At 69.3% G+C, this 7,399-nt stretch carries 6 protein-coding genes; all 6 read right to left on the reverse strand.

Annotated features, from left to right (window positions below; all coding sequences use genetic code 11):
- Nucleotides 1-24 precede the first annotated feature (24 nt).
- The 6 genes from OO71_RS02905 to OO71_RS02930 all read right to left on the reverse strand — a co-directional run bounded on the left by OO71_RS02905 (nt 25) and on the right by OO71_RS02930 (nt 7,236).
- Nucleotides 25-849 (reverse strand): ABC transporter ATP-binding protein, encoded by an 825-nt coding sequence (locus tag OO71_RS02905; protein WP_033287999.1) that lies wholly within the window; start codon nt 847-849, stop codon nt 25-27.
- Nucleotides 846-2,657, reverse strand: a complete 1,812-nt coding sequence (locus OO71_RS02910) for a dipeptide/oligopeptide/nickel ABC transporter permease/ATP-binding protein (RefSeq protein ID WP_033288000.1) — start codon at nt 2,655-2,657, stop codon at nt 846-848. Before OO71_RS02910 ends, OO71_RS02905 begins: the two co-directional genes overlap by 4 nt.
- A complete protein-coding gene (locus tag OO71_RS02915; protein WP_033288001.1) occupies nt 2,654-3,595 on the reverse strand; it encodes an ABC transporter permease in 942 nt (313 codons plus the stop codon). Before OO71_RS02915 ends, OO71_RS02910 begins: the two co-directional genes overlap by 4 nt.
- A gap of 4 nt (nt 3,596-3,599) precedes the next feature.
- Nucleotides 3,600-5,126: an ABC transporter substrate-binding protein gene (locus OO71_RS02920; RefSeq protein WP_033288002.1), complete on the reverse strand. Its 1,527-nt coding sequence runs from the start codon at nt 5,124-5,126 to the stop codon at nt 3,600-3,602.
- Between the two features lie 111 nt (nt 5,127-5,237).
- Complete coding sequence (locus tag OO71_RS02925; protein ID WP_033288003.1) at nt 5,238-6,215, reverse strand: methyltransferase family protein; 978 nt, start codon at nt 6,213-6,215, stop codon at nt 5,238-5,240.
- A 64-nt stretch (nt 6,216-6,279) separates the two neighbouring features.
- A complete protein-coding gene (locus OO71_RS02930) occupies nt 6,280-7,236 on the reverse strand; it encodes an aldo/keto reductase (protein ID WP_033288004.1) in 957 nt (318 codons plus the stop codon).
- Nucleotides 7,237-7,399 lie beyond the last annotated feature (163 nt).

The raw sequence follows: 7,399 nt of genomic DNA on the forward strand, positions 1-7,399 counted from the left end.
GTTACCGACTCTAATGCCCGCGCGTCACGCGGGATCGGCGAGACCGAGCCGCGCGGCGCGCCGCTCCGCCTGACGGGCCGGGTCGGCGACCGGGGCGGCCAGGAGCAGCCGCTGCGTGTACGGGTGTTCCGGCGAGCGGGTGACCGCCGCGGTCGGGCCGGATTCCACGATCTCTCCCCGGTAGAGCACGGAAACCCGGTGGCAGATGCGGTGCACGACGCCGAGGTCGTGCGACACGAACAGGTACGACACGCCGGTCTCCCGCTGCAGTTCGAGGAACAGGTCCAGGATCGTGGCCTGCGTGGTCAGGTCGAGCGCGCTCACCGGTTCGTCGCACACGATCAGCCGCGGCCGCCGCACCAGCGCCCGCGCGATCGCGATCCGCTGCCGCTGCCCACCGGAGAACTCGCCCGGGTACCGGTGCACGGAGTCGCCGGGCAGCCGGACCTGCTCGAGCAGGCCCGCCACCGCCGCCCGGGCCGCTGCCCGCGACGTACCCGCGACCACCAGCGGTTCGGCCAGCACCTCGCCGACGGTCATGGTCGGGTCGAGCGAGCCGTAGGGATCCTGGAACACGACCTGGATGTCACTGGCCAGCCGCCGCCGTCTGGCTCCCCGGGCGTGCGTGATGTCCTCGCCGTCGAAGGTAATCCGACCCGACGTCGGAGTGGCAAGCCCGAGTACGGCCTTGCCGAGCGTCGACTTGCCCGACCCGCTTTCGCCGACCAGCCCGACACATTCACCAGGCCCGACCTGCAGCGAAACCCCTTTCAGCGCACGGAATCCCACCCGGCGGCTGATCCGGTAGTCCACCACGAGGTCGTCGATCGTAAGCAGTGGCGCGGTCATCGGGCCCCTTCCTTTCCGCTGACCGCCAGCTGCCGATGCCAGGCTTCGTCCAGTGCGTCGCGCCCTTCGCTGTCGTCCAGCGAAGCGCTGATCAGCTCGGCGGTGTACGGGTGCTCGGGCGCCCGGAATATCCGGTCCACCGGCCCGGTTTCCACGATCCGGCCGTCCTTCATCACCACGACGCGGTCGCAGATGTCCGCGACCACGCCGAAGTTGTGGGTCACGATCACCAGCGCCATCCCGTACTCCGCCTGCAGTTCCCGCAGCAGCTCCAGTACCTCGGCCTGCACGGTGACGTCCAGCGCGGTCGTCGGCTCGTCCGCCACCAGCAGCGACGGCCGCCCGGCCACCGCACCGGCGATGAGCACGCGCTGGGCCATCCCACCGGAAATCTGGTGCGGGTAGCTCGCGAGCACCCGGTCCGGATCGGTGATGCCGACCCGCACCAGCACCTCGCGGGCCCGCTCCCGCGCCGCCGTCCTGTCCAGGCCGTGCACGTGCCGCAGCGGCTCGACGAGCTGGTGCCCGATCGGGTAGCACGGGTCGAGGTTGGTCATCGGTTCCTGGGGCACGTACCCGATTTCCCGGCCGAGCAGCTTCGCCCGTTCCCCCGGTTTCCCGACCTCGCGCCCGCCGACCCAGATTCCGTCCGCGACCGCGGTCCCGCCCGGCGGCAGGAGGTCGAGCACGGAAAACACCGTCTGCGTCTTGCCCGACCCGGATTCCCCGACGATCCCGAGCACCTCGCCGGGCGCCGCGTCCAGCGACACCCCGCGCACGACCTCCTTGACCCCGTTGCCCGTCGCATACCCGACCCGCAGGTTCTCGATCCGCAGCGCGCACTCCGCGGTCGCATGCACCGCAGTTCCCGAAGCCACCCCGCCGGGCAGGTCGCCCGCAGCCAAGGCCGCCCGGACCTCCACCCGCGCTCGCCGGGTCGGCAGCTCCGCCCGGACGCTGACCAGGTCGGCGAGCGTCGAGCCGATGAAGGCGAGCGCGGCAATGGTGATGCCCAGTGCGATGGAGGGCCACAGCAGAATGAGCGGGTAGGTCAGCATGGTCTGGAAGCCGTCGTTCATCGTCTGGCCCCAGCTCGGCGTGGACGCCGAACCGATACCGAGGAACTGCAGCCCGGCCTGCATCCCGATGGCGACCCCGGCGGTGAGCGCGGTCTGCACGATGATCGGCGCGTACACCGCGCGCAGCAGGTGCGTGCGCAGGATCCGCGGGGTGCCGACCCCGGCCACGCGCGCCGCGTCGATGTAGGGCTCCTTCCGCACCGCCAGCGCGCGGGCGCGGGTGATCCGGTAGTAACCAGGCGCGAGGAACACGCCCAGCGCAACCATGAGCACGGTGAAGTCCTGCCCGGTCCCCGCCGCAACCACCAGCAGCACCACCATCCCCGGCACCGATTGCAGCGCGTCGCTGATCCACGAGCACACCCGGTCGGTCACGCCGCCGAAGTACCCGGCGACGATCCCGGCCGGCACCCCCAACAGCACGCCGGTGCCGCAGGTGATCACCGCGCCGTACAACGTGGTCCGCGCGCCGTAGAGCAGGCGGCTGAGGATGTCGCGGCCGGCGGAGTCGCCGCCGAGCAGATGCCCGTTGCCGGGCACGGCGTGCGCGAGGGTGAACTCGACGAGGTTCGGGTCGTACGGCGCGAGCCACGGCGCGAACACCGCGGCCACCACGATGAGCGCGAACACCGCCAGCGCGACCATGCCGACCGGGCGGCGCAGATACCGGCGGGTGAGCGAGATCCGCTTCACGGGCGCCAGCGTGGCGGGAAACGGGGCAGCGGTCATCGCTCGCGCACCTTCGGGTTGACCCACCCGAGCACGAGGTCGAGCAGGAAGTTGACGACCACGACGAACGCCACGGTCACGGCGGTCAGCCCGAGCAGCACCGGAATGTCCCCGATCTGCGACGCGGACAGCGTGAGGCTGCCGATCCCGGGCAGGTTGAACACGATCTCCACCACGATCGCCCCGCCGAGCAGGCCGACGAACATCAGCGCCAGCACGGTCAGCGCGGACGGCGACGCATTGCGCAGCACGTGCACGGTGACCCGCCTCGACGACAGCCCACGCGCCCTCAGCGTGCGCACGAAATCCTGGTTGGCAACCTCCAGGAAGCCGTTGCGCAGCTGCTCGGCGATCATCACGATCGCGCCCAGCGCCAGTGACACCGACGGCAGCGAGATCGACCGCAGCCAGCCGCCCACCGACTGGTCCGGCGACACGTACCCGACGGCCGGGAACCACTGCAGCCGGATCGCGAACCAGGTCACCAGCACGAGGCTGACCCAGAACCCGGGCAGCGCGAACAGCACCACCGACGCGAGCTTGAGCACCCGGTCGAGCAGCCCGCCCGGATGCAGCCCGCAGACCACACCGACGGCCAGGCCCAGGATCGCGGCCAGGACCGTCGCGGCGATCACCACCGACAGCGTCACCGGCACGCGCAGCGCGATCTGGTCCCCGACCGGCTGGAAATTCCGCCACGAACTCCCGAAATCGCCGGTGATCGCGTGCGAGAACCAGTCGCCGAACTGGCTGAGCAGCGGCCGGTCGTACCCGATCCGCTCGCGCAGGGCCTCCTGCTGGGCGGGGGTCGCGCTGTTGCCGAGCAGCCCGGCGGTCGGGTCCCCCACCGCGAGGTGCGCCAGGAAGAACGTGCCGCTCGTGACGAGCACGAGCAGCAGGATCCCGGACACCAGGCGTTTGCCGATGAAGGTCAGCATCGCGTCAGCCGCGCTGGATGAACCGCAGCGTCGGGAACATCATGCCGGTCACCGGCGTGACGGTGATGCCCTTGACGCTGAAGTACAGATTGTCGGCCTGGTACCACACATCCCACCAGGCGAGGTCGACCAGTTTCGCGTTGAGCTGCTTGAGCAGCTGGGTCTGCGCCGGTCCGGGCTCGGCCTGCTGCACCTGCTGCACGAGCGCCTTCACCTCGGGGAAGGCGTCCACCGACGGATGCGGGTTGTACCACTGCGAGGACGTGACCTGGTCGGTGAGCGTGGCCATGTCGTTGCCGTCCATCGCGATCACCGCGAGGAACATCGGGTACGTCGGCGCGTTCTTCTGGTAGTCCGGCATGGACATGTTCTGCCAGTCCACCTTGATCCCCAGCTGCCCGAACGTCTGGTTCGCGGCAGGCTGCCACGCCGCGAAGATCGTGGACATCGGCATCTTCAGGCTGAACCCGCCCGCGTACCCGGCCTCGGCGAGCAGCTGCTTGGCCTTGCCAAGGTCCGTCTGGTACCGCGCAGTGCCCGCCTGGTCGTACACCGGGCTGCCGACCGGCCACAGCTGATCGGTCACCGTACCGGCGTCGTTGCCGACCGCCTTGAGGATCCCGGCCGCGTCGAACGCGTACGCGATCGCCTGCCGCACCCGCTGGTCACCGAGCGCCTTGACCTGGCTGCCGGTGCGGTCGGCGAACTGCACCCCGACCCACGACGCCGCCTTCCGCGCGACATTCCAGCCGTTCTGCTGCGCCTGCGCCAGGTTCGCGGCATTGGCGAACTGGACGTTCAGCTGTCCGGAGAGCATCGCGTTGAAACTGGCCGTCTGGTCGGTGATCGGGAAGAGCCGCACGGTGGAGAACGGGTACGTCGCGCTGTCCCAATGCTGGGGGCGCTTGGTGAAAACGTACTGCGACTGCGGGGCCGAGTTCGCCTTGTCGTAGGTGTACGGGCCCGATCCGTCGGGGCCGTTGGTCAGCGCACCGGAGCGGATCGCCTTGGGCGAAGCCATCCAGCTGCGCCCGAGACCCATGAAGTACAGCAACGCATCGTCCCGTTCGGACAGCCGCAGGACCACCGTCGACGGGTCCTTCGCCTCCACGCTCTTGACGTCGGTGTAAGCCTGTCCGGATCGCACGCCTGCCTTGAGGTGGTTGAGGTTCTCCACCGCGGCGGCCGCGTCGAACTTCTGCCCGTCGTCGAACGTGACGCCGTCGCGCAGATGCAGGGTCAGGGTGAGCCGGTCCGGCGACCAGTCCCACGACGTGGCGAGCGCGGGTACCGGCTTGGCGTCCTTGTCCAGTGCCACGAGCGGGTCGTACACCGCGGACAGGTACGGGCCGTCGAACCCGATGTCGGCATTGGCCGGGTCCCACGACGTCACGTCGAGGAAGACGCCTGCCTTGAGCTCGTCGGTGCTCGCGGCGGCCCCGGAGCTGCCGCTCGAGCTGGTGCATCCGGCGAGCGCGGTGGCCGCCGCGGCGGCGATCGCGAGCCACGCCGCTGTCCGTGTCCTCGTCATTGAGTCCCTCTCTCGGGGTGCTGGACCGCCATCGTGCGGGTTAGTCTACGATTGTCGGCAAATAAATCAACGGGCCGGATGCGTTCGTTACCTCGTGGCCCGCGGTCGTTTTCAGACGGCGTCGGCGACCAGGACGCGCGGGCTGCCGGGCAGCGCGAGCACGTCGCAGACCCGCCATCCGGCCCCGGCCAGCCACTCGCGGACGTCGGCCTCGGGGTAGACCACCGTCCCGTCGATCACGAAGTACTCTCCCGCGTGCAGTGCGTCGATCGGCCGCTGCCGCGCGGTGCCGTCGAGGAAGAAGTCGAGCAGCAGCAAGGTCGCGCCGTCGGACGCGGCCGCCCGGGCATTCGCCAGGATCACCCGGTTCTGCTCCGGCGTGAACCGGTGCACCACGTGGTTGACCATCACCAGGTCATGCTCACCCCTGGGGTCGGCGGTTTCGGTCGGCGCCGGCTCGATGCGGACGCGGTCGGCGCATCCGGCTGCTTTCACCGCGTCGGTAATACCTTGGGTCGCTTCCGGTGCGAACACGAAGCGCCCCGACAGCCCCGGGTTCGCCCGCAGTGCGCGCAGCGCGAACTCCGGCGACAATCCGCCCAGATCGAGCATCGACCGGTACGGCGAAAAGTCGAACTCGCGCGCCAGCATCGCGGCGTGCAGGGCGTTGTACCGCATCACGCCCGCCATGAACGTCGCCCACCGGGTGTCGTCCATCCGGAGGTCGCCCGGTTTGCCGGTGTCCACAGTGGTGTCGAACTGAAGCCAATGGCCGTAGCTGATTTCGTTGAGGAACGTCAGAAACGGTGCGAGATCAGTAGCCCCGTTCCCGCTGAGATACTCCCGCGCGTCGCCGGCGAGCGCGTACCGGCCATCGGCACGGTCGAGCAGCCCGCGGGAGTTCATCGCGTCGGCCAGAATCCGGACCAGCTGCTCCCCCGCCCCGGTGGCAGCAGCGAGCTCCGCCGCACTGCGCGGACCCTCGGCCAGCGCCCGGAACAACCCGATCCGCGACGCGGCGAACAGCTGCTTCGCACCCATGTACCCGATGGCGAGGTCGACGATCCGGTCCGGCGCAGGTGTGGTCATGGCGGCTCCTTCGGGTTCGGTCGGAGCTTTAGTCTACGCACGTCGACAAAAAACACCAGCCCCTTCACCACGTTCCGTCGGCAGCGACGTCCTGATCCAGCCAGAGCGCGCGGGTCAGCTCCCGAATCCGCCCGGCGCCGACCCGCTCCAGCAGAGCCAGCGCACCGACGTTGTCCTCCAGCTGCGCCCGCTTCGAAACGCCGACCAGCACGTTGGCCGTCGCGGAATTGGCCAGGCAGAAGGCGATCCCGAGCTGCGCAGGAGAGGCGTCGAGTGCACGCGCAATCCGCGCCACCTCCGGCCAGGCAGCAGCGATCCGCTCCCGGATCCCGCCGACGTCGGCCCCGATCTTGCGTCCCGGCTTCAGATTTCCCACCAGCAGACCCCCTTCGAACACGTCAGACGCCTGCAGCGCAAGCTCCCCGGACGCGAAAAGCGGCGCGTAATACTCCCCCTCGGCCATCGACCGTCGCACCAGCCCATACTTGAGCTGCGCGAAACTCGGCGGTGGCAGCCCCCGTCGCCGCGCGATGTCCAGCACCGCCCGCAGGTCACGAATCCGCCAGTTGTTCACCCCCCAGGCACGAAACCGGCCAGCGTCGATCTGCTTGGCAACATCCGCAACGACGCGCTCAAGGTCCAGCTCACCGAAGTAGTCCCCCACCACGACCAGATCGGCGGACTCGACCCCGACCCGCTCCAACGACGTCGTCATCTGCCGGGCGAACCCGGTATCCGGATAGTCCCAGAGCCACAGTTTCCCGCAATACAGCCATTCCTCACGGGCAAGCCCGGCCTCCCGCACCGCGCGCCCGAAAATCCGATCAGTCTCGGACCCCTCGGCATGCGGCCCCATGTCGTAATGCGCCACGTCGAAGAACGCACACCCCACCTCGGCCGCGCGGGCGATGAGTGCCACCGCGTCACCGAAGTCCATCCGGTCCCACGTGTTCCACGAGCCGAGCGCCAACGCCGGTACCCGCGGAAATGCGGGTCCCAGCCCACGTCGATCCGAAGCCACGATTCCTCCTGCAGGTCAACGGATTTATTGTCTACACGTGTATACTATAAACTCCCGCTCGCGAAAGGAATCTGAATGATCGTGTCAAGCCGCAGCGGTAGTGGGTTGCGGCGCGGTCGGTGTGAACTTCCGGCCGTCGCGCAGGAGGGCCCACAGGACGTCG

It is taken from the genome of Amycolatopsis jejuensis (assembly GCF_000717335.1).
In the GTDB taxonomy this organism is placed as follows: domain Bacteria; phylum Actinomycetota; class Actinomycetes; order Mycobacteriales; family Pseudonocardiaceae; genus Amycolatopsis; species Amycolatopsis jejuensis.

Coding starts and splice junctions, on each gene's coding strand:
- OO71_RS02905 (WP_033287999.1), bottom strand. CDS start 849: ATGACCGCGCCACTGCTTACGATCGACGACCTCGTGGTGGACTACCGG.
- OO71_RS02910 (WP_033288000.1), bottom strand. CDS start 2,657: ATGACCGCTGCCCCGTTTCCCGCCACGCTGGCGCCCGTGAAGCGGATC.
- OO71_RS02915 (WP_033288001.1), bottom strand. CDS start 3,595: ATGCTGACCTTCATCGGCAAACGCCTGGTGTCCGGGATCCTGCTGCTC.
- OO71_RS02920 (WP_033288002.1), bottom strand. CDS start 5,126: ATGACGAGGACACGGACAGCGGCGTGGCTCGCGATCGCCGCCGCGGCG.
- OO71_RS02925 (WP_033288003.1), bottom strand. CDS start 6,215: ATGACCACACCTGCGCCGGACCGGATCGTCGACCTCGCCATCGGGTAC.